The sequence below is a fragment of the Chitinophagales bacterium genome (genome assembly GCA_016787225.1).
In the GTDB taxonomy this organism is placed as follows: Bacteria; Bacteroidota; Bacteroidia; order Chitinophagales; family JADJOU01; genus CHPMRC01.
Genome location: JAEUUY010000023.1, coordinates 35396 through 60914 on the forward strand (window position 1 = coordinate 35396; position 25519 = coordinate 60914).

A 25519-nucleotide genomic window follows, 5' to 3' on the forward strand; every position below is an offset into this window, starting at 1 on the left:
CTTTCAATGAGATTTCTATTTTTTCTATAAGATTTCATCAATTAATTCTAAACCAAAATTTTACTATGAGCTTTCCATTTTTTTTCAATTGTCGATTTCTTTTAATAGTATTCTTAGGTATTCAATCTATGTATTTATTGTCGCAGAAAACTGATTCATCAAATTTACAAAAGGAATATAATAATTTAGAAGAAGCATTAAAAAATCCTGCAAGAGTAATTAGGCTCAACCTAAGCAATCAAAAAATAAAATTTATAGCCGACAGCACATGGGCAAAATTTAGCAATCTAGAGTATTTAAGCCTGAAAAATGATCATTTAAAGGAAGTCCCTAGTGGAATTGGAAATCTGAAAAAGCTGAAAATATTGGATTTGGGTGGTAATGATTTTAAATTTCTTCCTCCATCGTTCTCAAATCTCAAAAATCTCAACGAGATCTATCTCGACAACGATAAAAATTTAGATTTTAATCAAAGTTTTTCGATTCTCAAAGACCTACCTCAATTGAAAATTCTGCATTTAGAAAACCATAGACTTAATCGGCTTCCTCAATGTATATTATTTATGAACAATATTGAATACCTTTACCTCAATAAAAATGAGTTCAAAGAATTCCCTTCAGAATTAAAACAATTGAAGAATTTAAAACATCTAGATTTACATGATAACAAATTTCGTATCAGGCATCCAGACAATCCACAAACGGAAAGTTTTAAAATTGTTTTTTAAATTGAAAGTTTTACTACAGTTCTATTTTCAAAAAAAATATTCTTTTCTTAGTAAAAGAATTACTACAACTGTGGCTTACTTTTTTATATTCAGCAATCTTTTCAGCCAAAGTAATAGGCTGAATACTTCAGGCGAAATAGGATGGTATAATTTGTTTTCTACATTTAAGATTCATAATAAATGGAGTATTCATAGTGAGTACCAGTTTCGAAGGGATCATGTTATCACCGATTGGCAGCAAAGTTTATTGCGTATGGGTATCAATTATCATTTGAATTCAAGAGTACTTTTCAGGCTTGGTTATGCATGGATAGAAACATTTCCTTACGGAGAGATTCCTATAAATGGCATGGGTAGAGATTTTACTGAGCATCGACTTTTTCAAATGATGCAATTGACCAACAAAGAGGGACCATTTCAATTATCTCATCGATTCATGCTCGAACAAAGATGGGTAGGACGATATAGCAGCTTAGGTTTTGAACACGAAGATGAGTTTCCCTTAATGCATCGCATGCGATATATGTTCAGAGCCCAGCTTCCTCTGAAAGGCAAAGAGATGAAAAACAATACACCATATCTCGCAATGTATGATGAGATATTTATTGGATTTGGAGAAAATGTTAATGCCAATGTTTTCGATCAAAACAGACTGGGTATTTTAGCAGGCTATCAATGGAATGATAAACTGAGATTAGAAGCAGGCTACCTCAATCAAATTATTCAATTTGGTCGGCAAATCAATAACCAGTCTGTATATCAATACAATCATGGACTGATCGTAAATTTAAACCTTAATTTAGATTTAACTAACGCGTTTAAATGAAAAAAAAATTCTTACAAATCATCAAACTCATACAATGGATCTAAATGATCCTTGTAGGTCATCGTGCAGATAGGTTTGATTAGCCCATCTTCAAGGCTATATACCCAGCCATGAATATCTGGGGCTTTTCTTCCCTTCCAAGCCTTTTGAACTATACTTGTCTTGGCTAGATTCATCACTTGCTCTTCGACATTAAGTTCAATTAGCTTATCGAGTCTCTGCTCAGGTTTTGTTTGATAATCGATAGCTTCTCTATGCATTCGATAGACATCTTTTATATTTCGAATCCACTTATTAATAAGGTCAAAATTGTGTCTAGACATAGCTGCCTTGACCCCGCCACAGCCATAATGTCCGCATACGATGATGTGCTTTACTTGGAGATGATCTACCGCATATTCTAGAACAGATAGCAAATTGAGGTCGGTATGAATAACCATATTGGCTATATTTCTGTGTACAAAGATTTCTCCTGGTTGAGTTCCAGTGATTCTATCGGCTGGTACACGACTGTCGCTACAGCCTATCCAAAGAAATTCAGGCTTTTGTACATTTGATAATCTGGAAAAAAACTCTGGGTCTTCCTTGACTACAGAGCTAGCCCAGTTGGCATTGTTATCTAAGAGTTTTGAGATGCTATTCTTCTTCATTGTTTATATGGGTTTACTTTTAAATTGATATTATGAAACATGATGACTATCTTCCATGTTATAGTCCTCTCTGAAATTAAGTAATTCTACTTGAATGTTTTTGTCTTTAGAACCTATTTTGACGAAATCTTTAATAAGTTCTATAACATCAAAATCGACATAGACAGTTTCTTTAGCATCGATGGTAACTTTACTATTGATAGGTAAATGAGCGAGGGTTTGTTTAATTGCTGCCTTATTCAGAAAAGAAACCTCCTGAGCTAGATCGATTCGGATAGTTTCCCCTTCTTTATGCTTTTCACTATTGAAAAAATAGGCTAGTCTCATATTTCCTCTGAGAATAAAAAGAATACTGATAGCTAATCCTATTCCTACGCCTTTTAATAAATCTATACCTACTACTCCGATTACGGTTACTATAAATGGTATAAACTGAGACCAACCTGCCTGCCACATATGTTTGAATACCTTCGGGCTAGCCAATTTCAATCCTATCATAATCAAAATAGCTGCCAAGCACGCCATTGGGATTTTATTCAATAATGAAGGAATTAATAGTGCAGCTATAAGCAAAAATAAACCGTGAATAATAGCCGAAAGTTTGGTTCGAGCTCCGGCATTGATATTGGCGGTTGTGCGCACGATAACAGAAGTCATAGGTAAACCACCAAGCAGTCCCGATAAAATATTCCCCATTCCTTGTGCTTTCAATTCTGTATTGGCATTGGAGTAGCGCTTTAGTGGATCCATTTTATCACCAGCTTCTAGGCATAATAGTGTCTCTATACTCGCCACGGCTGCTATAGTGGCTGCCGTTACCCATACCGCTGGCTGAACAATGCTAGCAAAATTAGGCAAATGAAATTGAGACATAAACTCTGTCAAAGATGAGGAAATAGGAAGATTGACGAGATGATTTCCATCAAACAAATATGACGATCCTTGAAGTCTGAAAATTTCATTAATTACAATGCCTACAATAACAACGACCAACGCTCCAGGAATGGCCTTTATTTTTTTGAGCACAGCTATATTTTGAAATGCAACTAATATGGCAATAGAAATGACGGTGATAAGAATAATACCTGTATGAGCCATATTAAAGGAGTGAATCAACTCTCCCCAAAAACCTTGATCTGCTTTGTCCATAATATGATAGGAGAAGAAATCCCCTTCGTGCTCCGTATCATATCCTATAGCATGAGGAAGTTCTTTTTTAATAATGATAATACCGATACCCGTCAGCATGCCTTCTATGACTCCAGAAGGTATATAATTGGAGAGCATACCCGCCTTGGCATAGCCTAGAATCAACTGAAAACAGCCGGCTAGAATAATGGACAAAAGGAAGGCTTCATACCCTAGATTATTTATTGCAGCTAAGACAATGGCTATTAATCCCGCCGCAGGTCCTGAGACACTTACATTCGAATTGCTCAGAAAACCTACGACGACACCACCAATGACGCCAGTAATAATTCCTGCAAAAGGTGGTGCTCCTGATGCTACGGCTATACCTAAGCAAAGTGGCAATGCTACTAGGAATACGACTAATCCCGAGAGCGCATCAGTCTTAACTGTTGACTTAAATGATTGAATAGAGTTCATTGAAATTTTTGAATCTTAATTTTTAAAGTGACTAACTACAGTAAAGCGAAGTTGATTTATCAATCACTTGTTTCCGCTAGAAAAGATGTTTTAAGTAACATCAAACCTTCAATCTAAGATTCTGGTGGTGGACTGAATGCAAGTAAATACGGGGGTGGAAATAATCTAGTGTCGCATCGGAGTATATCATTTCGATAAATACGAGATAGAGTAATATGCGAATAATTTATTACCCGAGAAATTTTATATTCATTTTCTTCTGAAAGTTCCTTCGTTTTTTCAGATTCTTCTGCATCCGTTTCTTCAGCTATATCTATACAATACCCTGACTTAGTCTCATCCACAAATACATTTAAATTCATATTGACCATATAAAAAGCCAAATAAACCAAAATGATTCGAGTATAAAACAAGTTTATGTTTAACATAAGACAAATTTATAATATTTCCCTTATAGTGTTTAGTTTAAAATTTACTTTAATAGATTTGAGCATATCATATAATAAATTTATGCCCTCTAGCAAACCGTTAAGCTATAGAAGTATATATTTGCTGCAATGTATATATCCTATTTTTACTAATGTGTCATAAAAACCACAGCGCTGCTTTCTGCACTAGAAGGGGAAATGGGAGAAATTCAATCCAATATAGGAATTGGGAAGAAGCTACCACAAGTCGAGTTAAATAAAATAGAATAAAAAACTAAACAATGGAAGCCGAACACTAAAATATTTAAAATAAAAAGTTAAAGCTACAATTATTGGATTATTTTCAATCTTAAACAATCGCCACAAAACTAAACCTGGAGAGATCATCAATCCAGTAACAAGGGTCTATGCCATGAGCTAATTAAACCCCTCTAGTCATCAATAAGATAATTCCAGTTATAGTATTAAATGCACCTAGCGCTTTGTAACCAAAATAAGGAAAACTCCTATATCCCAAACTTCAAATTAGTACCACGGAAATAAGCAGTTTCACCAAGCTCCTCCTCTATCCTTAATAGTTGATTATACTTAGCCATTCTATCTGAGCGGGACGCAGAACCCGTCTTTATTTGACCGCAATTCAATGCTACAGCTAGGTCGGCAATAGTAGCATCTTCTGTCTCTCCGCTTCGGTGACTCATTACAGAATTGAATCGAGCATTCTGAGCCATGCGTACCGCAGCTATAGTTTCACTTAAAGTTCCTATTTGGTTTACTTTTACTAATATAGCGTTGGCAGTATTGGTGTCTATTCCTTGCTTGAGTCGCTTGACATTCGTTACGAATAAATCATCACCTACGAGCTGAATTTTTTTTCCTACCTTATCAGTCAGTGCTTTCCATCCTTTCCAGTCGTCTTCAGCCATGCCATCTTCAATACTCACTATTGGATACTTAGCACACCAGTCTGCCCAGTATGCCGCCATTTCATCGCTAGATAATTTTCGATTGTCAGATTTGTGAAACACATAAGCTTGCTCTTTTTCTTTCCACATCTCACTGCTAGCCGCATCCATCGCTATAAAAATATCTTCACCAGGTTTATATCCTGCCTTTTCTATCGATTTTAGGACGATTTCAATTGCTTCTTCATTCGATTTGATATTCGGAGCAAATCCTCCTTCATCACCTACATTAGTGCTATAGCCAGCATCTTTCAACACTTTCTTCAAAGCGTGAAAAACTTCAACTCCCATACGCAAAGAATGACTGAAGGTCTCAGCCTTAGTAGGCATAACCATAAATTCTTGAAAGTCGATAGAATTATCTGCATGAGCTCCACCATTCAAGATATTCAACATAGGAACTGGTAGTGTTCGAGCATTGACTCCACCTATATAACGATATAGTGGAAGATTAGAACTCGCTGCTGCTACTTTCGCTACTGCCATAGAAACGGCAAGCATGGCATTCGCTCCTAGTTTGGATTTATTATCAGTTCCATCGAGTTCGAGCATTATTTTATCTATCAATTCCTGCTCACGCACATCATAGCCTACCAATTCGTTGAAAATGGTTTCATTGACATTCTGAACGGCCTTGAGTACACCTTTGCCAAGATAAATACCTTTATCATCATCTCTGAGTTCTACGGCTTCATGAATGCCAGTACTAGCGCCACTCGGCACTGCTGCTCTCCCCTTGTGTCCACCTTCGGTTTCTACATCTACCTCTACGGTAGGATTTCCTCTTGAATCTAGAATTTGTCTTGCATGAATATTGACTATACTATACATGTTTGAAATTTATAAATTAAAAATTATAATTACAATGACATATCCTCTTCGTCATCGCTATATTCTTTCACATCGTCATTGGAGAAATTGAGTTTATTCTCTGACATGGTCTTAATATTGTCTGTACGAAAATCGTAGTCTTTGTTGGGTCTAGAACCATTGGCTGGTTTACTTTCATTGATAGAAAACATCACACCTTCATCCTGAAAATCAGCTCTGTTATATCCTTCACGTTTGGTAAATTTCTCACCTAAATGAATTTTAATGAAATTGATTCTATCGAGACGAAATGTGCGCCAATCTTCACGCAACTTACACCACCCAGCAAGGTTCTTTTTCCCATTGCGAATTACAATATCCATAGGCTCTATATCGCGCTCTGTGATACCTTTTTCATTGGAATAGTAATGTATAGTTATTAAATTTCTACTTCTAGCAGCATTGATAATAGTGCTAACAAGATTTTGTGAATAACTCTCCTTTACTATAACGTATTTTGACTGTGAATCGTTTTTTCTGTTATTACTCATATTGTTCGTTGTTTTAATTGTTTTTTTCGCTGTAAAGACAAGGCAGGCCTTGTCTCAAATTGTGCGCCGTCGCACAATAGACAACGCATGCGTTGTCTCTACTGCATCATTTGTTCTAATTGTTTTAATTTTTCTTGTCCATCTGCTAATTTTTTTCTCTCCATTTCCAAAACCTTTTCAGGCGCCTTGGCTACAAATCCTTGATTGCTCAATTTTGCTTCAATAGATTTAATAAATCCTTTTGTATATTCAATATCCTCCTTTACTTTTTGTAATGCATCCGCATTATCTATTTTTTTATCTGAAACTACGACTAGTTTTTTACCTCCTACGATAGCTGTATTTGTCGATTGTATATCTGTATTGGTATCAATCTGCTCGGCCCAAACTAGTTTTTTAATCTTTGGGATAAACACTTCTACTTGCTGTAACAATTCACTAGTTATACCTAGACCAATAGTTTCTCTATTTTTCAGTTTTAAATTCGCTCTGATTTCTCTTGTCTTGACAATGAGCTCCGCAAACAGCTTTTGTTTATTGATTATTTGCTCATCGAAACTAGACTTGGCTGGTAGTTGATGTTCAGAACATAAATCTCCCGATTTTCGTTCTCTAATATATCCCCACATTTCTTCTGTAATAAAGGGCATTATTGGGTTTAAGAGTGAAACCACTGTTTCAAAATACCCAATTGTTTTCTCGTATGTATAGACATCAATAGGCTTCTCAAAATCGGGTTTAATCATTTCGAGATACCAAGAACACATATCATCCCAGACAAAAGAATAAAGTTCTTTTAGCGCTTCAGATATACGAAGATTGTCCACATTGTCAAGAAAACTATTGATATTCTTTTGAAGTAATGCATCAAACCATTCTATTACAGCACTATTATCTTCATTTTTTCCTTCAGCAATGTCCCAGCTTTTAATGAGTCGGAATGCATTCCAAATTTTATTTGTGAAATTTCTACCTATTTCAAGTGATTTTTCATCAAACAAGATATCATTTCCTGCAGGGCTGATACTCATCATGCCATAGCGTATGCCATCCATTCCATATTTATCAATAAGTTCATAAACATCGGGAGAATTTCCCAATGATTTTGACATTTTACGTCCTAACTTATCCCTAACTATACCAGTATAAAAGACTTTTTCAAATGGCTTTCTATCTGTATATTCATAATTAGCAATAATCATACGCGTGACCCAGAGAAACATTATTTCTGGCGCCGTCACTAGTATTTGAGAAGGAACATAATAGTCTAACTCCTCTGATTTATTAAGCTCTATTTTACCTGTCTCTTTATTATAATTTTCAAAACCATGAAAAACCTCCAAGGGCCATAACCATGAGGATGCCCAGGTATCGAGAACATCTTCATCTTGTTTTAAATCTTCCATTTTAAGGGAAGGATTTTTCTTTAAAGCTTCTTGATACGCTTCCTCAATGGTTTCACCTACATAGAAATTACCTTCTACATCATACCATGCAGGTATTCTATGCCCCCACCATAGCTGACGTGATATACACCAGTCACGTATATTCGTCATCCAATGATGAAAGGTATTTTTGTGATAAGCAGGGAAAAATTGAACTTCGTCGTTCATAACCACTTCGTAGGCTTTTTTCGATATATTTTTCATATCGACATACCATTGCATGGAGAGCTTTGGCTCGACAACGGAATTCGTTCGCTCGCTTCTTCCTACTTTATTGACAATGTCTTCCACTTTTTCGAGACAGCCTTCTTCTTCTAATTTTGATTTAATAGCCTTGCGAACTACAAATCGATCCTTACCGATAAACTCAGGATAGCCACAGAGTTCATTGAGCGTACCATCATCGTTGAGAATATCGATGACCTCTAAATTATGTCTCAATCCTATCTCATAGTCATTAATATCGTGTGCAGGAGTCACTTTAAGGCATCCTGTACCAAACTCTTTATCGACATAGCTATCTGCGATGATTTTTATTGGTTTATTGATAAGTGGAATTGAGACCTCCTTACCCAGCAAAGATTTATAACGTTCGTCATCTGGGTTTACGGCCACCGCCATATCGGCAAATATAGTCTCAGGTCTAGTGGTAGCAACTGTCAAGTGACCACTATCATCGACATATTTATATTTTAGATGAAATAAATGACCTTTCTCACCTTCGTCTTTATATAAAACTTCTTCATTAGACAAAGCTGTTTTAGCTTCACAATCCCAGTTGATGATGCGCTTGCCTTTATAGATATATCCTTTCTTATATAAATCTACAAATACTCGAATAACTGCCTTGTAATAATGGTCATCTAAAGTAAAGGTGACTCTATCCCAGTCACAACCTGCACCGATTGTTTTGAGTTGGTCAATAATGATACCGCCATATTTCTCTTTCCATTCCCAGCAATACTCCAGAAATTGCTCACGAGTTAAGTCGCTTTTCTTGATACCTTTTTCACGCAAATAACCTACGACCTTTGCTTCTGTAGCAATAGCGGCATGGTCTATACCTGGCACCCAGTTGACATTATAGCCTTGTTTGCGAGCTTTGCGAATAAAAAAATCCTGTAATGAATTGTTCAATACATGACCGAAATGTAAGACTCCAGTTACATTGGGCGGTGGTATTAAAACGGTATAAGAAGGTCGGGTTTTGTCTATTTCCGACTTGAATGTTTTATGGTCTAACCAATATTGACTCCACTTTTTCTCTACCTCTTTTGCATTAAAATTCTTTTCCATTTCTAGTTCTTATCTCCTCATTGGATAGCACAAATATATAAAAACTTTACATTTACTTAATGATAGATTGAAAATTTTAGCATTTTTAGAGAGTTTTGCGATTTAGGTTGATTTCTTCGCTAATTAGAAACAAACCTAATATTTTTGTTCGTGTAATAAGCGTTTTGAAGAAAATAATTCATTCTTTTATCAATTTATATCCTGAAGAGACTGAACAAGAAACCTACGAGGAAATTGTAGAGGGGGTTAGGCTCAGAGGCTATAATTTCTGGATTCTAGGTTTTGCTATGATAATAGCCTGCATAGGACTCAATACCGATAGCGTGAGTGCTGTAATCGGTGCTATGCTCATATCGCCTCTTATGGGGCCTATTTTAGGTTTTGCCTTTGGACTAGCAATACAAGATCATCGCATTAAGCGAATAGCAATATTGAACTGGTTATATATGACCATAATATGTCTTGCTGCAAGTACTTGCTTTTTCATAGTTACACCCTTTGATTTCAATACCTTACAATTAAGTGCTTTCAAACAAGCTACAATATTTGATATTTTGCTCGCATTTTTCGGTGGCTTGGCAGGATTTATAGGAGTAGTCAAGCGCGATGGAACAAAGGTCATATCTGGAGTAGCCGTAGCCACAGCATGCATGCCTCCATTATGCACTGCTGGGTATGGCATAGCACATTTAGACTGGGCTTGGTTTCTAGGAGGGCTTTATTTTTACCTTATCAATTGCCTCTTTATTGGTTGGGCTACATTTTTACTAGCACGATTTACACGTTTACATCTTCGTATGAATCGTTTGAATTCTGAGCTTAGCCATGGTCAAAATAGGATTTGGATAATTTTGATAGTTTTAATGACTATACCAGGCATATATCTTGGATACAAAAAATGGCAAGACGAATCTCAAAAAGTAAAATTCAAAAGTGATAAGGAGCGAATAATGGAATTGGAAGCGAAAGTGGCTCGATTAGATTCAGTTGTTTACTCTAGACCTAATCAAAAACCCTAAACTTCTATTAACTTTAGAAATGTACTCTATATCCAGCATTGGTTATAAAACCATTTGAATAGATATTCGAATTTGGAAGCTTATCTGCTTTGGCACCCGTTCCGCCACCACCAATTTCTATGAAATAAGATGATTTTGAATTTTTCATAAGGAATTCAAAACCAAATAGACCATAACCTCCAAAATGAATAGTTTGAGTTGAAAATTTTTCAGATGGAGCTACCATAAGCAATCCGCCTTCGCCATATAATCTGATTCTATCATCTATTAGCATTTGAGAGCCTATTATACCAAAATTATAACTCATATATGGATTCCAAGTGCTACTTCCATTTTCAATATGATCTAACCAGTAAACATTGGCTCTCGCTCTAAATGCAATGGATTCATTGGCAAAGTATGGAGTAGCAGCTTGAATGCCAATTCCAAAATCATTTTGTAAACGACTTACTTGCATTCCTATTTCTATAGACTTAGTTTTTTTAGGTGCTGACTGAGAGAATACAAGATTCGAAAGTGCAATACTTGTAATTATTAAGATATTTTTCATGTGTTTATTGTTTAATGGGTAAATGCCTTTCTAGACAAGGCGGTCAATTCGCATAGAAAATAATATTCAAGAATTTTGTGCATTCAATGAATGTCATTTTTAAATATCAGTTTTTTTTAGAATTAAGACATAGAATGCAAGCCAATTTTATTTCCTTCAGAATCCATAAATAAGGCTATAAATCCAAACTGACCAATGGAAGTTTTTGGCAGAACAACCATCCCTCCAGCTAGAGAAACTCTATCAGTTTCTATTTCGACATTTTCTGAATGGAAGTAAATATAAACCCCTTCCTTAGAGGGAACATTATCAGGGGATAGCACCAAAGAACCACTGCAACCATAAGATTCATAGTCCGTTTTAAACATGTACATTTTAGCGTCGGGCATTTCAACAAACTCAAATTCAGCATTAAAAACTTTTGAGTAAAAGGTTTTGGCTCTTTCTAAATCATTACAAGCGATTTCGAACCAAGAGATTGGATTTGACATAAATATTAGATTTTAAATGAAATGCAAATTTAGCTTATTCATTTAATCTAAAAATTGATCTAGGGCAAAAAAATAAACTAAGAAGTTATTTCACTTCTAATTCTGGATAATGTAGAATTTGTAATGCCTAAGTATGAAGCTATTTGTTTTAAAGGAGCATTTTGAATAATCTCTGGAAATTGGTTTGCCAAGGCAGTATATCTTTCTAATGCTGGTGTTGATATTAAGTCAATGCTTCTGGCTTTATATTCGATAAGTGATTCTGTCATCCATAGTCTTCCCCATTCTCTAAATTTTGGTACCGTGTGAAACAAATTTTGAAAACTATCTAAACTTATTATGTAAACCTTGCAATCTGTAATAGCTTGTATAGATTCTTTTGCTCTCTCTTGTTTAAATAATGATGCTACGTCAATAGCTATTTGATTCCTAGTAAAAAAATTTGTAGTGACTTCATTTCCTTTCAAGTCATTAACGAATGAACGCATTATTCCTGATTCAATACAATAATACTCATTAGAAATTTGCCCCCTTTTTATGAAATATGCATTCCGCTTTATCTCAAAAGGAGTATGACTGTTTAGGATTAATTGAACTTCTTCATAAGTATAACGATTCAGGTTATAAACTTTATTTAAAGCACTAGGTATTATGTTCATCCTATTTTATATTGTCTCTGTTTTTCGGTGCTTTGGGTGATACTGCGAAGTAAATTTTCCTATATATTTCGCTCCACTATAAATCAAGCTTGGCATTTTTAAATTATCAATATCGGTTTGATTTACTCTCCGATGGATAGGATGCAATGTTCCTCCTTTCTCACCTGGTTTTACATGCGGGTCATATTGAAATTCTGGATCGACCAAAGTACCTCTCGGATACATAATGCCTGGTCTTCCCTGCCCTATGATAACTAAATTCTCTGGGTGGTCAAGTCCCAAAGTATGTCCGTACTCATGTGCACCTGTAGTAGAACCTGCATAGAGGTTTTCGATAAACATATATCCTGTATTGGAGCCCACACCATCGACCCACGAGATATTCAGTGGTGAGAAATCCTCTACTCTGAAGTAATTGTTTCGTGGATTGGTATTGGATAGAACCTCTTCTACTGATAGGTTTGGAACATAGAATCCATTCATCTTAAAAACCACTTGATATCGCTCACCTTCCAATTCAATCATCCCCTCTGGCTCATTCCACAATTCCTCTATTTCTCGATAAAATTGACTGGTTACTTCCTCTGATGCTAAATCACCGTATAAATAGAAATCAGAACTAATTTGGACAATTCTTTCAGATTTTAAAATTTCGATTTCTCCCATGTTATAATTTTTCTAGTTCCCTTACAGCTTCGATCATGGTCGTATCAAAGTTTCTAGCATTTTGAAAGGCGTTTTTAGCCAATGGTTTATTTCCTAAGGCTAATTGGGCTTTACCGATCATATAATAGGCCAAGGCGTGTTTAGGATCCATTTGAACACAGATTTGCATTTTCTTGAGCGCTTTTTCAAATTGCTTTTGTTCATAGGCTATGACGCCGAGGTTATAGATAGCATCTGCGTTTTGAGGAGATTCTAATACTAGGTCTTCATATATTTTTTCTGCATCTTTTAGTTTACCTTGTGATTTGAGATAATAGGCTTTCTGTAGAATGGCAGAAGAATTATTTTTATTAGCTTTTACTGCATTGTCGTAAAATTTAAGACAAAGATCATCTTTTTTGTCAGCATAAATATCGCCTAGTATTTCAAAGGGCGCATCCCATGTCGGGTCTTGCTCTGTGGCAGTGGTTAAATTTGAGATTGCTTTATCTATTTGATTGGATTCTTTGTAGACAAGACCTTTGAAGAAGTATGCCTCTGGATAGTATACGTCTCGCTTCAAGGCATTGTTTAAATGATTGATGGCATCTTGATATTTTTTTAGTATTAAACTATATTTACCTTGCAAAACATGATAACGGGCATTCTCAGGATCTAGACGAATGGCAAAATCCAAGGCATCGATGCCCCTTTGAACATTCGCATTTTGAACGAAAAACTCAGCTAGTGTCTCATAATAGATTGGCTTAGTTGAATCATAGCTGACCATTTTATAAAAATCATTGAGTGCTTTTTCATTTTCGAAGTTCTGCCATAATAAATTTCCCCTTTGATAATAAAGAAAAGCATTTTTGGGCGAATCAATAATCTTCTCAGAAAGAATCGCAATCTCCTTTTCTATAGGTGAATTCGTAGGTAGGTTTTGATTAGGTTTTTCTTTTTTGTCGAATAACTGACAAGCGGATAAAAAACATAATATGATAACAACAACCTTTAAATACTTCATGGATATAGAATTATAAGTTAAGCCCTGATAAAAAATTCACCAAGATGACACAAAAATAAGTAAAGAAAAGGGAAATTAGAATCTTAGTTTCTCTTATGATGAGGAATATCCTCTAAAAGTAAGTTACTACTAATCGTATCAGAGCTGTGTAAATTTGGATCGTTCGTGGAACGAATAGTTGTTGAATTTATAGAAGGATTTTCTTCAATACTATTTGTGGAGGTATTTTCACTAGGCGCTGTGTTTTGATTTTTTGATATTACCTGTACGGTCTTATTGGATTCAGTATCCGTAGGTGTATGTATTTGGTTATCGTCGGTCATAGACTTATTGATATCCTTTATCAAAGGAAAAAGAACCGTAGAGGATATAACAATAGCCCCAACCGCAGAAGCTACAGCAATTTTAATTGAATTACTTAATGGCATTTTCTATTATTAAAAGCTTTTTTTTGTAGGTAGCTCATCTTGAAGCATTTCAGATTTCAATGGATTTTTATAGTTTTCGTCACTAGAAATCAGATTTAAACTATCTTCGCTAACCTTGACACTTGGATTTTCCAAATATGAAGCTGTGGACTCATCCTTGATTTCTATTTGAGATTCAACTTTATTTAAATCATAACTTTTTTCAGTACTAATTGTATTTTTCTCAGCAGTATTATTAAATAAGGCATTAATATTACTAATAACAGGGAAAAAATATGTAACACTCCCTGTCAAAACAAGAAAAGCCGATATAATACCATATAATGCCGCCTTTGACATTGTGCAAAAATTTAGTTTAAATGAATTTAAAAATTTAGTTTTATTTGGGGTCTAAAACTATAACTAGTGCAAATGTAGTAAAAAAAATACAAAATTCTAAAGAAATGTAGTTTATTATAGAATTAACTAGATATTTATTTGATTAATAAATTTTTATGAAATTGTTAATTTTTATCATTAGTTCTGATTAATACCGAATTATGTTTTAAAATCTTAGGTCGTCTGCTTATTTTAGTTAACTAGATAATATAATTGATCTTCACAGCAAAAGTATACAAAAAGAATATTTGAAGTTAACCAAACTAATGACCATAATTCTAAATTTTTACAATTAATCTTAATAATAAATTAAATAATTCTGCCTTACTGAATATTTTGTTAGACAATTAATTCTTAGGTTTCAATTCTTGGTTAGAAAAAATATAAAAAAACTCCCTAATCTCAAAGGATAAGACTTGTGTTGTGATTCATGGGTTCATCTAACTGCAGTAAACAGGACCTCGTCCGATCTAAAATGAAGAAGTTGTTCATTCTTTTTCATTCCTCGTTTGACATCGAAGCTAACGGATAAAGTAAAAATCTAACCAAGACTTTGAATTCATTGTGATTGAACCCTCTCTGCAGGTGAACCTCTACATTATGCCATTAGCTTAAACATTAAAACCAACCTCCTCAAGTAAACAATTCATATTAAATGAAATCATTGAACCGCTAATCTAACTTTCCTTAACTTTGTATTTCATTTATTTAGCTAATTGAAAGCAGGTTTATTATTTTGGTTTCTTTTATTGTTTTACAACTATACCTATTGTCAGAATATTGGTATTAGAGACACTATTTATATCACACAATGTGATACGAGTCATAGAGGCATTATGTCTTTTGATATAGAAAAAATTAAAAACGATGTTCATTCCAATTCTGGCAAAGCCGTAAGTCCTACTGTTTATATTTCTACAGCCAATGGTGGTATTATCAAGGTCATCAATGTCACTACCAATCCCACCATAGTCAATGTATGCAATCTAAGCTATTCATGGACTGATATCGCTATCAATAAAGATAAGGATATTTATATGACCACAACCAGTGCTATTGTCAAAGTAAAGGAATCAAACTGTACCGCACAGACTTTCTTCAACAATCCTGAATATTATATGGTTGCTCTTTCATTTGACACGAAGAATAATCTATATATATCAAACGGTACCGAAGTTCTTCGATTCAATAACTCTTCGGGAAGTCCTACCCTATGGAAAGATTTTGGGTCAGGTACTGCTAGTGGTGACTTCGTAATGAAAAATGACAAAATGTACATTTCATGGGATAATGGAGGTGTAGATTTATACGAAGTGACGGTCGATGCCAATATCAACTATATTTCTCATAAGAATAAATGTAGAATCAAATCAAAGACATATGGATTAGCCAGCGAACTAGGTCAGTTGTACGGAATAACACCAACCGAACTTTATAAGATAGACGAAGAAAAATGTCAATACACAACTGTTTTATCAAATAATTCTGGCGTATCATGGTATGGTGCTGCTGGATATCACGAAGCACAGAGCTCTGTCACGGCCCATCTCACCTACACCGATGCAGTTAAACTATCTAACACTATAGGCGGTATTTGGAAGAACACAGTTCCTTATAATCAAATTATCTACGTAGCTATCAATGATAAAATTCGCGATAGTATATTGATTTATCCAGTGAAGATAAGTATCATACCTAGTATAAAAACTAATGAGTCAAAAACGATTTGTCGAGGTACTAGCTACAAAGGATATTCACAGGAAGGAAGCTACATTCAAAAATTAAAGTCGAAAGATGGCTGTGATAGTACACACAATATTGAATTAAAAATCCAAGATACTATTTTCCATTCAATCAATGTTGCCATTTGTGAAGGAGAATCATATAAGAATTATAACACGAGTGGCACCTATAAAGACACCCATAAAACCAACAATAGTTGCGATAGTATAGTAACAATACGATTAATAGTAAACCCTAAGCCTATTGTAACAAAACATAAAACGATATGTCAAGGTAAGATATATGCTGGAAGGACAACTTCTGGCAGTTATCGTGATACTTTTAAAACCAAGGCAGGCTGTGATAGTATTCGCATTCTCCACCTTACAGTCATCACTATCCCTAAACCCATAGTCGATAAAGATGCTTGTATAGTTTCCAATCAAAGATTTAAATTCTATAGTCAAATTATAACTGCCCCAGGTATCTATATTGACTCCACTAATCATATCGAAGAATGTGACAGTATTTTTAGGCTACATGTCCACCTAGAGATTCCCAAGTCCGATACTATGGCTTATACCAAGTGTCAGGGTTATATCTTTAAAGATATTCAATTAATGAGCGACACCTCCCTTTTTGATACCCTTCGCAGTTGGCTAGGCTGCGATAGTATCTACCGTCTGCATCGAATCAATATTCAAAAGCTCCTCCCTTCTTCTGCTATTACCAGATTTTACTGTGATACCTTTCAATATAGAAACAATGTATACGATTATAATAGTACTGTACGAGATACTCTTCGATACAGTTTCTATCCTTATTGCGATAGCTTACATAGAGTGTTTCAATATAGAAAAGCACCAAAACCAACCATCAGCATATATACTACCTCTGGAAATTATCTAGTAAAAGGAGAAGCTATGACGATAGCAGCTAAAGGTGCAGATAGCTATCTCTGGTCCACCAACGAGACCACGGCTGCCATTCGCATTCAGCCTGCACAAAATTCCAAATACTGGGCGATAGGTAGCAATGAATATAGATGCCTAGATACTACATTTATTGATATTGAGGTCGAAGATTTCATTCACTTTGATTTACCAGCTGCCTTCACTCCCAATGGCGATGGCAATAACGATGAATGGACTCCAAATAGCAGTGGTGAATACCGTATAGTCCATTTGGATATATTTAATCGATGGGGAGAAAAAGTATTTTCTGGCGATAATAAAACAAGAAGCTGGAATGGAACCTATAAAGGTCAAATGCAGAATGCAGGTTTATTCACCTATTATATACTTGTAGAGAAAAATCGAAGATTGTTTGAACGAAAAGGAAGTTTTACTTTAATGAGGTAATAATTTGTGTTATTAAATTATCAAAGAAATTTCACTGCAATTATTACTACTCCTATAAATTTGCTTTTCATTAAAAAAACCTAACAATGAATGTATCCGTAATAGGAGCTGGCACCATGGGCAATGGGATAGCTCACGTCTTTGCACAATCAGGGCATAAAGTTAATCTCATTGATGTATCTCAACCTGCACTCGACAAGGCACTGTCGACTATTGCTGCCAATCTAGACAGACAAGTATCCAAAGGAACCATAGATGAAGCGACCAAAAATTCAACTCTCGGTAATTTAACGACACTTACCGATATACCAAGAGGAGTCCAGTCGGCTGAAATTATTGTGGAAGCAGCCACCGAGAATCAAGATTTAAAGCTCAAAATATTCTCTCAAATAGATGAACATGCTCCAGCTAATGCTATTTTAGCGAGCAATACTTCATCGATTTCTATCACCAAAATAGCTGCTGCTACTAAAAGACCAAACAAAGTAATAGGTATGCACTTTATGAATCCAGTGCCTATCATGAAGCTAGTGGAGATTATAAATGGCTATGCTACCGATAAAGAAGTAACTAAAACGATTATGGATTTATCTATACAACTTGGAAAAATTCCAGTTGAGGTCAATGATTATCCAGGATTTGTAGCCAATAGAATTTTGATGCCTATGATCAATGAATCGATATGTACCCTCTTCGAAGGTGTAGCTGGTGTGGCTGAGATTGATACTGTGATGAAACTAGGAATGGCTCATCCTATGGGACCTCTACAATTAGCTGATTTTATAGGTCTTGATGTGTGTCTAGCTATACTTCGTGTCATGCATGAAGGTTTCGGCAATCCCAAATATGCACCTTGTCCATTACTCGTCAATATGGTTACAGCGGGGTATCTTGGAAAGAAATCAGGTGAAGGCTTCTACGACTATTCAAATAAAGAAAGTAAAGAGCTTGTGGTGAGTAAAATGTTTAATTCATAAATGAAAAAAGCATTATCTTGTATTCAATTATTAAACTTTAAACTACAACTATTATGATGTATTCATGGATTCCTTTATTAGTATTTGGATTGATTATCCTATTCAGTGGTCTGGTAACGGTGCAGCAAGGCACGGTTGCGGTGATTACTATGTTTGGCAAGTACCGTCGTGTACTACAACCTGGATTAAATTTCAAAATTCCTTTGATAGAGCAAATATTCAAAAGAATATCTATACAGAATAGATCAGCAGAGTTAGAATTTACAGCCATAACGATAGATCAAGCGAATGTCAATTTCAAAGCTATGCTTCTGTATTCTGTAATTGATGCGGCTGATGATACGATTAAAAATGTTGCATTCAAATTCGTAGATGACCGAAACTTTATGCAAGCGCTTGTGAGAAGTATAGAGGGTTCTATAAGGGCGTTTGTAGCTACCAAAAAGCAAAGTGAGGTTCTAGGCTTGCGCAAAGAAATAACACATGAAGTAAAAGACCATTTGGATTCTACGCTGGCTGAGTGGGGTTTTCACCTACTAGATTTACAACTTAATGATATTACCTTCGATGAGGCTATTATGCGTTCGATGGCACAGGTTGTGGCTTCTAATAATTTAAAGGCAGCAGCTGAAAATGAAGGTCAAGCACTATTGATAACCAAAACCAAGGCAGCAGAAGCTGATGGAAATGCCATAAAAATCCAGGCTCAAGCAGAAAAAGAAGCAGCACAACTGCGAGGTCAAGGTCTAGCGCTGTTCAGAGAAGAGGTAGCAAAGGGTATGGCGCAAGCAGCGAAAGAAATGCAAGATGCTAATTTGGACGCTTCTTTGGTTATGTTTTCTATCTGGACGGAATCTATCAAACATTTCGCAGAGCAAGGCAAAGGAAATGTTCTATTCTTGGATGGCTCTACGGAAGGATTTGAAAAAACCTTGAAACAAATGCAGGGCATGCAATTATTGAAGGAGGTTAAATAAGCTAATGTTTCATTAGAAAATTTTAGCTCAAACTACCTGATTAATTTGACTCTGAACTTACAACTATAAACTCGAAGTTTGCGAAAAAGAGATTTACATAGTTTACCCAATTTGTTTACGGCAGCTAATTTGATTTCTGGTGCTAGTTGTGTTTTTGCATTGGTAACTAGATATGACAACCTCGTACCTTATTGTATAATTTTTAGTCTCATCTGCGACTTTCTAGATGGCTTTGTAGCGCGTAAAATGAATATTCAATCAAATATTGGTAAGGAATTGGATTCCTTGGCAGATGTTATTAGTTTCGGATTAGTGCCAGGCTTTATGCTCTTGAGAATGTTTAATCCTGAATTGCAATTTCAATTTGACCTAAGTGGAATATTGTTATTCATTTTACCACTAACGATTCCTATATATTCAGCTTTCCGACTAGCTAAGTTTAATCTGGAAACTCGTGATTCGGAGTATTTCTATGGCCTCAATACACCATCGAATACCCTCATGATACTCGGAATTTACCTTTCCTGGCTCAGCAATGATTTTAATCTCATTAATTTATTTGATAAAAATATATTTCTACTTATTGGCATTGTTGTATTGATAAACTATTTATTAATCAGCAATACTCCCATGTTTTCGAATAAATCAATAAAGAAACAGTTTCGAGGAAACTTGCCTTTTATCCTAGTGGGCATTATTGGTGTTACGGGAATACTTATATTTAAATATCTGGGTATTTCTATAGCGATATTATCATATGTATTACTATCACTTCTGGTTTTGAGATGGAAGGTGGTGAAGTTATAGTTTTTTTAATCTATCTTCTAATTCTGATTTCGTAAGAATTTTATAACTTAATTGTAGATTCCTTTCTTTTTCTGGAGAGAATGGAGCCTCAGCATAATTGATTCTTTTTTCAGCATCCATAAAATAGGATACAATTAATCCGCTAAGATTATCTGGAAGTTTAACATATGAATTGTGCATATAAACACTAGAATTTATTTTAGGAATTATTGCATAAAACAATGGTGCGCTATCTTCATTTAGTGGAGCATTTATCACTTTGTATTCTGCTAACTTATTTTGTTGCACATTGTAATACCTATCACAGTTAAACCATGTAAAAGAAGACAAATTCGCCCTAAAAAAATCCTCTCGTAAGACTCTAACGTTCCTAGATGCTATAACATCTTTTTTGACATAATCACCTGAAACTCGATCCAAATAGACTATAGCAGAATCAATTGATTTATCTTTTAGTGCATTCAAAACACTATAAAATCTGCGGTTAGTTTCAGCAATATCCTCGCTACAACCCTTAAATTGCCTTACTCTAATTGCTTTTGGATTACGAACTTCATAGAATTCTTTCAAGCTATTATTTAGTAGTTTGACTAATGATTTATAATAGTCATTAGGTTTAAACTTAATTACTGCGCTCTTGGAGGCTATTAAATCATCAAAATTATGTTGAAAAAAACTATCCTTCGAAGCTAATGCTTTTGCTCTATCCTTATTTTCACTTAACTGTCTGATATATTCTCTTTCCAACCAAGCGAGTTTGTAATTAATTATATCCTTGTATAATGAGTCTAAATCATCATTAAATTTACGTACAGCTTGATTATATTCTCTTGTAGCCTCATTATATCTTTCTACCAAAGGCTTTTTTTTATCATATCGCTTCTCGAACCTAGCCAGTTTTTTTAAATAATCATTATAAGCAGGGCTATACTTTCTCTCTCGAATACTATCTTCCCTCGAGGTGTTGAATATAATTTTTTGAAACAAATTTGGACTATATCGTGGTTCATTAATATGTGGCTTTTTTGGCTCACAAGGATATTTAGCTACAATAGGTGTTTCAGGAATTTTAATGTTATAATCTCGTTCTATTAAAAAATGGCTCAATTTAGGTCGCGAGTACCAACTATCTATAGAAATAGTATTTAATTTTACTTTAGGAGATTCTTTTGTTATAACGCTTACATTGTCAAATCTCCTTTCTTCCTTTTCCCATTTAATAACATCGTATTCAGATTTTTTTCCTTTAAAAACAAACATATTATCTGTTTTAAATTTATTCGGCAAACTAGCCTTATATTCCTTGCCCGGGGCTAATTTTAGCTCTTTTTCATTCGATGTTAAGGATACATTGAACATGCCGCCGCTTTCTAAGATTTTCCCATCGTGTGTTTCGGTAGATATATTGGCTTGCAGCTGATCCATAAAAGATTGAATTTCATTTAATTTCACTTTAATTTCATCGTTCTCGCCTAGAGGACTTCCATCTTCATATACTAAATCTTGACGAAGTATTTCTAGTTTCGTTCCTTTTTTACCCTTCACTTCTAGTTTTATTTTCTCCGGAGAGAATTGAAAAATTTGATTGAAATCTGGTTGAATGACATTCACTATATCTTGGATATTTCTTGCATGAATGAATTGAAAATTCAATTCTACTCTGCGATTCTGAGACTTTTCAATCTCATTTCGCTCTCTGTTTAAGAGTTTATTTTCTCCGAAATAGCTAGATGAAAAAATATCTGAAACCACAGAATATTCTTGAAGTAGTTTCTTTATATGTATTGTGCGCCTATTGGAAAGAGCAATATTGTAAGCCGAACTACCATCTCCGTCTGTGTGACCAGACATATTTATGGAAACGATATATTGTTCCTTATTACTTTTTATGAATTGACCTAGTTTGAGTTTTTCCTTTTCATTTAATGTGTCTATATCTTTTGCAAAAAGAAGTACTAGGTTTTTATAACTTTGAGTTTGGCTAAATAGAGTCGTGATGGATAGAATGCACAATCCTTTAAAAATAATTCTACTCATAATTATAAAAATTTTGGGTGAGGTAGAATTCTTTCTTACATAAATTTTACGGATTTATTTAGATAACGAGAACATATTTATTTTAGTATGCAAAAAAAGCCACCAAAAAAATTGGTGGCTAATATTAAATATACCTAACAAACAATTTATTTAGCCTAAGTTTCAGACTTATCATCATCTGATAACGTATCCTTGGCAATTTCTATTATTTCTCCACCTTTCTCCACAACTATATCTTTAGCATGTGAAAGAGTTTCTGCTGACTTATCGATAAACTCCTTGCCACTTTCCGCAATTTCATTAGCCGCATTGGTGACTGCATTTTTTATATCATCTATAGATCCTGATGAGTTTTCTACAACAGTTTTTGCTTTTTCAGCTGTTTCTTCTATTTTATGTGAGGCTGATGAAAATAAGTTTTTTACTGAATCTAATAATCCCATGTTTATTTGATTTAATTGGTAATGAACTATATAGTAGTTGTTTCTACTTTAACCTTGTTAGATATTTTTTCTGAAGAGCTCACTTTGCGTGTTGCATAAGTTTTGGACTCTTCTTCCTTATAATCAACAATGAAAATTTCATTGGCTAAGATTTCCCCATTAAGTATTTCTTCTGCCAAGACATCTTCAATATGTTTTTGAATAGATCGCTGCAGAGGTCTAGCCCCAAACTGCACATCATATCCTTTCTCGCAAATAAAGTCAATAGCTTTTTCAGAAACCTCAAATGGATATCCTAGTTCAAGCATACGTTTTTTTAGACTTGAAAGCAGTATACCTACTATTTGACGTATATGCTGAGGTTCTAGAGAATTGAAAAGTACCACATCATCGAGTCTATTTAGAAATTCGGGAGCGAATGTTTTTTTCAATGCCTTATCTAAAACTGTTTTGACATATTCATCCTTATTATCCTGCTTTGCTTGTGTCGCAAAACCTACACCTTGACCAAAATCTTTTAAATCACGAACTCCCACGTTAGATGTCATAATAATGAGTGTATTTTTAAAATCCACTTTGCGACCAAGTCCATCCGTCAATTGACCGTCATCAAAAACCTGCAATAGAAGATTAAAAATATCAGGATGTGCCTTCTCTATTTCATCTAATAATACTACAGAATAAGGTTTACGTCTTACCTTTTCCGTCAATTGACCTCCCTCTTCATAACCCACATAACCCGGAGGCGCTCCTACCAATCGAGATAACGTAAATTTCTCCATATACTCACTCATATCTATGCGAATAAGTGATTCTTCGGATTCAAACAAAGTCTTAGCTATAGATTTAGCCAATTCTGTTTTACCGACTCCTGTAGGACCCAGAAAAACGAAAGTTCCTATAGGTTTGTTTGGATTTTTTAATCCGATTCTATTGCGCTGAATAGCCTTAGTTATTTTTTCTATAGCAGCATCTTGACCTATAACAGATTTTCGGAGTTCAATCTGCATACTTTTCAGCTTGGCTGATTCATCAAATGCAACCTTTGATACTGGTATGCCAGTCATCATAGCTATCACTTCCGCTATATGATCCTCGGTAATAGGAAATTTAGAGCCTTTGACATCGTTTTCCCATTTCAATTTCAAATTTTCATACTCTGCTTTCAATTCATTCTCCTTATCCCTATATTCAGCAGCCTTCTGAAAATCTTGTACTCGAATTGCATTTTCTTTTTTAACCTTGCATTCTTCCAATTTTTCTTCAAATTGAATCACATTATCGGGGACTTTTATATTTTTTATATGAACTCTAGCACCTACTTCATCTATGACATCGATAGCCTTGTCAGGCAAAAACCTATCCGTAATGTAGCGTTGACTCATTTTGACAGCAGCTTCTATAGCCTTGTCATCAAAAAGAACATTATGATAATCTTCGTACTTTGATTTTAAGTTTCTAATAATTGTTATGGTTTGTTCTACAGAAGGTGGGTCTATTTGTACCTTTTGAAATCTGCGTGCTAAAGCACCATCTTTTTCAATATACATTCGATATTCATCCAAAGTAGATGCTCCTATGACTTGCAATTCACCTCTAGCCAGTGCTGGTTTAAAAAGGTTAGAAGCATCGAGAGAGCCCGAGGAGCCGCCTGCTCCTACAATTGTGTGCAACTCATCAATAAACAATATGACATCTTTGTTTTTCTCCAACTCTGCCATTATGGCTTTTATCCGTTCTTCGAATTGTCCACGATACTTAGTTCCAGCTACAATTGCTGCCATATCCAGCATAACGACTCTTTTGTCAAACAAAATACGGGATACTTTTTTCTGAACAATTCGCAAGGCTAAACCTTCTACAATAGCAGTCTTTCCTACTCCAGGTTCGCCTATTAGGATAGGATTATTCTTCTTTCTTCTACTTAATATTTGAGATACACGCTCAATTTCTTCATCCCTTCCTACGATAGGATCAAGGGCGTCCTCTTCTGCTAACTTAGTAACATCGCGTGAAAAACTATCTAAAACAGGGGTTTTAGACTTAGAGTTCGAACGAGTTCTCGAACTAGATACTTTTTTTGGATTTAAATTGTCTTCAAAGCCATCCTCATCATCATTCTCATACATTGCTTTTGGTGCAAAATTTAAAGTAGTTTCATAATGATCACGAAAAATTTTATCATCGATATCATAATCCCTGAAAACTTGGCTGACGATATTATCCCTAGAGCGCAATATAGCCAACATCACATGTTCGGTATGAATTAATGGACTCTTATATTTCTTTGCTTCTAGAATCGCTACCTTGAGTATATTATTGGTTTGTTTAGTAAGGGGAATATCGCTATTTTTTGTAAGAATTGAACCTGTATTTGATGACACCGCTTTTTCAAGCTGCTTTTTAAAAGAAGCTAGGTCTACATTCAGGTTTATCAACGTTTGACACACAAAATCTTCTTTCTCCCGAATGAGGCTAAGAACAATATGTTCTGCTCCAATACTATCATGTTGCAGACGAATCGCTTCATCTCTGCTAAATCGCAGTATTTCTTTGACCTTGTCACTAAAACTAGCTTCCATTATTCTATTGTTATTATGCTACAAATGTAATAATCAAAAGTCAGACCAGAAAAAACATTAAGACGTAAATTCACAATTCTTCTTAAAATGTATAAAAATTACTTCAATA

At 34.8% G+C, this 25519-nt stretch carries 23 protein-coding genes; 7 read left to right on the top strand and 16 right to left on the bottom strand.

Annotated features, from left to right (window positions below; translation table 11 throughout):
• The first annotated feature begins 65 nt into the window (after positions 1 to 65).
• Positions 66 to 728: a leucine-rich repeat domain-containing protein gene (locus JNL75_09015; protein ID MBL7789950.1), complete on the top strand. Its 663-nt coding sequence runs from the start codon at positions 66 to 68 to the stop codon at positions 726 to 728.
• Between the two features lie 70 nt (positions 729 to 798).
• The gene (locus tag JNL75_09020; GenBank protein MBL7789951.1) at positions 799 to 1554 is read left to right on the top strand and encodes a DUF2490 domain-containing protein; all 756 of its coding nucleotides are present in this window, start codon (positions 799 to 801) and stop codon (positions 1552 to 1554) included.
• An 11-nt stretch (positions 1555 to 1565) separates the two neighbouring features.
• Here the strand turns inward: JNL75_09020 and can are convergent, their stop codons facing one another.
• From can to JNL75_09050, 6 genes are all read right to left on the bottom strand, one after another.
• Positions 1566 to 2204, bottom strand: a complete 639-nt coding sequence (gene can, locus JNL75_09025) for a carbonate dehydratase (GenBank protein MBL7789952.1) — start codon at positions 2202 to 2204, stop codon at positions 1566 to 1568.
• 30 nt (positions 2205 to 2234) lie between these two features.
• Complete coding sequence (locus JNL75_09030) at positions 2235 to 3812, bottom strand: SulP family inorganic anion transporter (protein MBL7789953.1); 1578 nt, start codon at positions 3810 to 3812, stop codon at positions 2235 to 2237.
• Positions 3813 to 3925: 113 nt separating this feature from the next.
• Positions 3926 to 4240: a hypothetical protein gene (locus JNL75_09035; protein MBL7789954.1), complete on the bottom strand. Its 315-nt coding sequence runs from the start codon at positions 4238 to 4240 to the stop codon at positions 3926 to 3928.
• A gap of 506 nt (positions 4241 to 4746) precedes the next feature.
• Entirely contained in the window at positions 4747 to 6036 is a 1290-nt protein-coding gene (gene eno / locus JNL75_09040) for a phosphopyruvate hydratase (GenBank protein ID MBL7789955.1), read from the bottom strand.
• A gap of 29 nt (positions 6037 to 6065) precedes the next feature.
• Positions 6066 to 6566, bottom strand: a complete 501-nt coding sequence (locus JNL75_09045) for a WYL domain-containing protein (protein ID MBL7789956.1) — start codon at positions 6564 to 6566, stop codon at positions 6066 to 6068.
• A gap of 98 nt (positions 6567 to 6664) precedes the next feature.
• Positions 6665 to 9307, bottom strand: a complete 2643-nt coding sequence (locus JNL75_09050) for a valine--tRNA ligase (GenBank protein MBL7789957.1) — start codon at positions 9305 to 9307, stop codon at positions 6665 to 6667.
• Between the two features lie 164 nt (positions 9308 to 9471).
• Between JNL75_09050 and JNL75_09055 the strand changes: the two genes are divergently transcribed.
• Entirely contained in the window at positions 9472 to 10326 is an 855-nt protein-coding gene (locus JNL75_09055; protein ID MBL7789958.1) for a DUF389 domain-containing protein, read from the top strand.
• Between the two features lie 13 nt (positions 10327 to 10339).
• On the opposite strand, the gene JNL75_09060 is transcribed toward JNL75_09055, so the two are convergent.
• The 7 genes from JNL75_09060 to JNL75_09090 form a co-directional block, all read right to left on the bottom strand.
• Positions 10340 to 10876: a hypothetical protein gene (locus tag JNL75_09060; GenBank protein ID MBL7789959.1), complete on the bottom strand. Its 537-nt coding sequence runs from the start codon at positions 10874 to 10876 to the stop codon at positions 10340 to 10342.
• Between the two features lie 122 nt (positions 10877 to 10998).
• Positions 10999 to 11367 carry a VOC family protein gene (locus JNL75_09065; protein MBL7789960.1) on the bottom strand — a complete coding sequence of 123 codons (369 nt, stop codon included), beginning with the start codon at positions 11365 to 11367 and terminating at the stop codon, positions 10999 to 11001.
• Positions 11368 to 11444: 77 nt separating this feature from the next.
• The gene (locus JNL75_09070; protein ID MBL7789961.1) at positions 11445 to 12026 is read right to left on the bottom strand and encodes a Crp/Fnr family transcriptional regulator; all 582 of its coding nucleotides are present in this window, start codon (positions 12024 to 12026) and stop codon (positions 11445 to 11447) included.
• A gap of 6 nt (positions 12027 to 12032) precedes the next feature.
• Complete coding sequence (locus tag JNL75_09075; GenBank protein ID MBL7789962.1) at positions 12033 to 12692, bottom strand: peptidase M10; 660 nt, start codon at positions 12690 to 12692, stop codon at positions 12033 to 12035.
• 1 nt (position 12693) lies between these two features.
• Positions 12694 to 13698: a tetratricopeptide repeat protein gene (locus tag JNL75_09080; GenBank protein ID MBL7789963.1), complete on the bottom strand. Its 1005-nt coding sequence runs from the start codon at positions 13696 to 13698 to the stop codon at positions 12694 to 12696.
• An 83-nt stretch (positions 13699 to 13781) separates the two neighbouring features.
• Positions 13782 to 14126: a hypothetical protein gene (locus tag JNL75_09085; protein MBL7789964.1), complete on the bottom strand. Its 345-nt coding sequence runs from the start codon at positions 14124 to 14126 to the stop codon at positions 13782 to 13784.
• 9 nt (positions 14127 to 14135) lie between these two features.
• Positions 14136 to 14465, bottom strand: coding sequence for a hypothetical protein (locus tag JNL75_09090; GenBank protein MBL7789965.1), 330 nt, complete (start codon positions 14463 to 14465; stop codon positions 14136 to 14138).
• 755 nt (positions 14466 to 15220) lie between these two features.
• Between JNL75_09090 and JNL75_09095 the strand changes: the two genes are divergently transcribed.
• The 4 genes from JNL75_09095 to JNL75_09110 all read left to right on the top strand — a co-directional run bounded on the left by JNL75_09095 (position 15221) and on the right by JNL75_09110 (position 20348).
• Positions 15221 to 17587 (top strand): gliding motility-associated C-terminal domain-containing protein, encoded by a 2367-nt coding sequence (locus JNL75_09095; protein ID MBL7789966.1) that lies wholly within the window; start codon positions 15221 to 15223, stop codon positions 17585 to 17587.
• An 86-nt stretch (positions 17588 to 17673) separates the two neighbouring features.
• The gene (locus JNL75_09100) at positions 17674 to 18564 is read left to right on the top strand and encodes a 3-hydroxybutyryl-CoA dehydrogenase (protein MBL7789967.1); all 891 of its coding nucleotides are present in this window, start codon (positions 17674 to 17676) and stop codon (positions 18562 to 18564) included.
• A gap of 53 nt (positions 18565 to 18617) precedes the next feature.
• The gene (locus JNL75_09105; protein ID MBL7789968.1) at positions 18618 to 19541 is read left to right on the top strand and encodes an SPFH domain-containing protein; all 924 of its coding nucleotides are present in this window, start codon (positions 18618 to 18620) and stop codon (positions 19539 to 19541) included.
• Positions 19542 to 19619: 78 nt separating this feature from the next.
• Positions 19620 to 20348, top strand: coding sequence for a CDP-alcohol phosphatidyltransferase family protein (locus JNL75_09110; GenBank protein ID MBL7789969.1), 729 nt, complete (start codon positions 19620 to 19622; stop codon positions 20346 to 20348).
• On the opposite strand, the gene JNL75_09115 is transcribed toward JNL75_09110, so the two are convergent.
• From JNL75_09115 to JNL75_09125, 3 genes are all read right to left on the bottom strand, one after another.
• Entirely contained in the window at positions 20343 to 22385 is a 2043-nt protein-coding gene (locus JNL75_09115) for an OmpA family protein (GenBank protein MBL7789970.1), read from the bottom strand. The two genes, JNL75_09110 and JNL75_09115, sit on opposite strands and share 6 nt — an antisense overlap.
• Before the next feature lie 155 nt (positions 22386 to 22540).
• Entirely contained in the window at positions 22541 to 22828 is a 288-nt protein-coding gene (locus tag JNL75_09120) for a hypothetical protein (protein MBL7789971.1), read from the bottom strand.
• Positions 22829 to 22854: 26 nt separating this feature from the next.
• A complete protein-coding gene (locus JNL75_09125) occupies positions 22855 to 25413 on the bottom strand; it encodes an ATP-dependent Clp protease ATP-binding subunit (GenBank protein ID MBL7789972.1) in 2559 nt (852 codons plus the stop codon).
• Between the last annotated feature and the right edge of the window lie 106 nt (positions 25414 to 25519).